This is a genomic window from Pseudothioclava nitratireducens, assembly GCF_029210495.1.
GTDB classification, from domain to species: domain Bacteria; phylum Pseudomonadota; class Alphaproteobacteria; order Rhodobacterales; family Rhodobacteraceae; genus Pseudothioclava; species Pseudothioclava nitratireducens.
Window position 1 is genome coordinate 1 of record NZ_JARGDK010000027.1, and the last position, 2,369, is coordinate 2,369.

At 61.0% G+C, this 2,369-nt stretch carries 1 protein-coding gene and 2 pseudogenes; 1 reads left to right on the plus strand and 2 read right to left on the minus strand.

Annotated features, from left to right (window positions below):
• Window positions 1-201: 201 nt before the first annotated feature.
• Window positions 202-1,301: pseudogene (locus tag P0X85_RS14960) on the minus strand (IS3 family transposase).
• Window positions 1,302-1,382: 81 nt separating this feature from the next.
• Here P0X85_RS14960 and P0X85_RS14965 point away from each other — a divergent pair.
• Window positions 1,383-2,066 (plus strand): annotated as a pseudogene (locus tag P0X85_RS14965) (integrase core domain-containing protein); the annotation flags it as partial.
• Window positions 2,067-2,164: 98 nt separating this feature from the next.
• On the opposite strand, the gene P0X85_RS14970 reads toward P0X85_RS14965, so the two are convergent.
• Window positions 2,165-2,369: hypothetical protein (locus P0X85_RS14970; protein ID WP_275815137.1), on the minus strand; the 205-nt coding region annotated here is incomplete at its 5' end.

Sequence of the window (2,369 nt, forward strand, 5' to 3'; positions counted from 1 at the left end):
GACCATACACCTCGATGGCCACCTGAGATTACACCGAAGACGGCGCTGAATTTACACCACGTCCGTGGACGCTACCATCGTCGAACCAGGTCCGGTGCTCGGACATTACCTACCTGCCGATGCAGCGAGTGACCTGAGACCCTGACCTGAGACCCGACTTCCCTCCACTCGTCGGGAGAATCCGTCGGTATGTTTCTGGCCTCAGGCGGCCTTCATTTCCAGTCTCATCTTCATTGAAAATTCTTCGGGCGTGAGATTGCCCAGGGATGAGTGGGGTCTGATCTGGTTGTAGTCCTCCTTCCATGCGGTGATCGCGGTGCGGGCTTCGGCGAGCGTCGAGAACAGCGTCTCGTTCAAAAGTTCGTCGCGGAAGCTGCCGTTAAAGCTCTCGATGAAGCCGTTCTGCATCGGTTTGCCGGGTGCGATGTAATGCCAGCCGACGCCGGTCTCCTGGCACCACCGGAGAATGGCCATGCTGGTGAACTCGGTGCCATTGTCGCTGACTATCGTCGTCGGCCTGCCACGCTGCGCTATCATCGCGGTCAGCTCGCGGGTGACGCGCAGCCCCGAGAGCGAAGTGTCGGCCACCAGCGCCAGGCATTCGCGGCTGAAGTCGTCGACAATGGCCAGAACCCGGAACCGGCGTCCGTCGGTGAAGGCGTCCGACACGAAATCCAGGCTCCAGCGTTCGTTGGCCCGTTCCGGCACCAACATCGGCCGGCGGGTTCCGAGGGCACGCTTGCGGCCACCGCGCTTGCGCACCTAAAGCTTCTCCTCGCGGTAGAGCCGCCGGAGCTTCTTCTGGTTCACCTGCCAGCCCTGCCGAGCAAGCATCACATGCACCCGCCGGTAGCCGAACCGGCGCCGCTCCGCCGCGACCTTCCTCATCGTCCGCCGCAGTTCGGCATCGTCCAGCCCCACGCTCCGATAGCGCACGCTCGACCGATCCACACCGAGAACCGAACACGCCCGCCGCTGGCTCACCTCGTGCTCTTTACAGACATGAGCCACGGCCTCTCGCCTCGCAGCGGGCGTCACCATTTTTTTGACGCGACATCCTTCAGGATCGCGTTGTCCAGGAGCTGCTCCGCCAGCAGCTTCTTCAGCTTGGCATTCTCGTCTTCCAGCGCTTCCAGCCGGCGGGCGTCTGACACCTCAAGCCCGCCGAACTTCGCTTTCCACTTGTAGAACGTTCCCGAGCTGATCCCGTGCTCGCGGCACAGATCCGCCGTAGAAATACCACTCTCGTGCTGCTTCAGGACCCCGATGATCTGCTCCTCGGTGAACCGTGATCTCTTCATTGTCCGTCTCCTCGTTCGGAACGGACTCTACCTCAAACTGGAGGAAGAAACGGGGCTCAAGTCAGGGGCGGTTGGCTCTAACGCGAAGAAGGCCTGACGGTGCGCTAAAGGAAGGCTCGGTGCAAACGGTCGGAACACGGGCCCAGATTCTGATCGCGGCGCGACCCAATGCGCGCTGATCGCTGGATTTCGCTGCGCGGACCTTCGATTCGTCCACGACCAGTTCGCCAACGACCACGCTTCCGAGTGCTCAACGTGGTCGACGAAGTCACGCGGGAGTGCCTCGCGGCGATCCCGGACACTTCGATTTCGGGGCGCCGGGTGGCGCATGAACTGACGGCTCTGATCGAACGCCGCGGCAAACCCGGAATGATTGTCAGCGTCAACGGCACGGAACTGACCTCGAATGCCATCCTGCGATGGTGTTCCGAGCGCCGGATCGAATGGCACTACATCGCGCTGGGTAAGCCGATGCAGAACTGTTTCGTGGAGAGTTTCAACGGTCGGATGCGAGACGAACTGCTCAATGAGACCATGTTTTGCAATCTGGCCCACGCGCGGATCGTGATTGCCGCCTGGGCTACCGACTACAATACCGAACGCCCACACTCGGCCCTAGACTACCAGACACCGGCAGACTACGCGCGGGTTCTGACCACCGCAATCGCCCGCCCCGCTGGCCGAGATGAAAGCTCCGCGCGTCGGGCGATTGCTCAACCTGCGCCGATCGGCGTAAATACCAACCGGGCTCCGGTCGCTGCTGGACGGAAGACCCGTGGTCGGTCACTTGGTCAAAAGTTGTTGGTTTCGTTTTCAGAACAGCTCGATTTGAGACGCCGGAGTGGGCGCCACTGCAAATTCACTTAGTCTTGCATCTCCCAGAAACTTTTGCCGAGCCCTCCCGGTTGACGGCCAGAACTCGACGCGGCGTGCTTGTGTTCCGCCAAGGCTCTGACCCGTGCATTCGATATTTTCGCGCTCAAGAAACTCCAGGTAGCGTCCGTCAAGGTGGTGTAATTTCCCAGATGGCCTGAGGTCATGATCAGGCGGCTTTCGTGGTTATGCTGA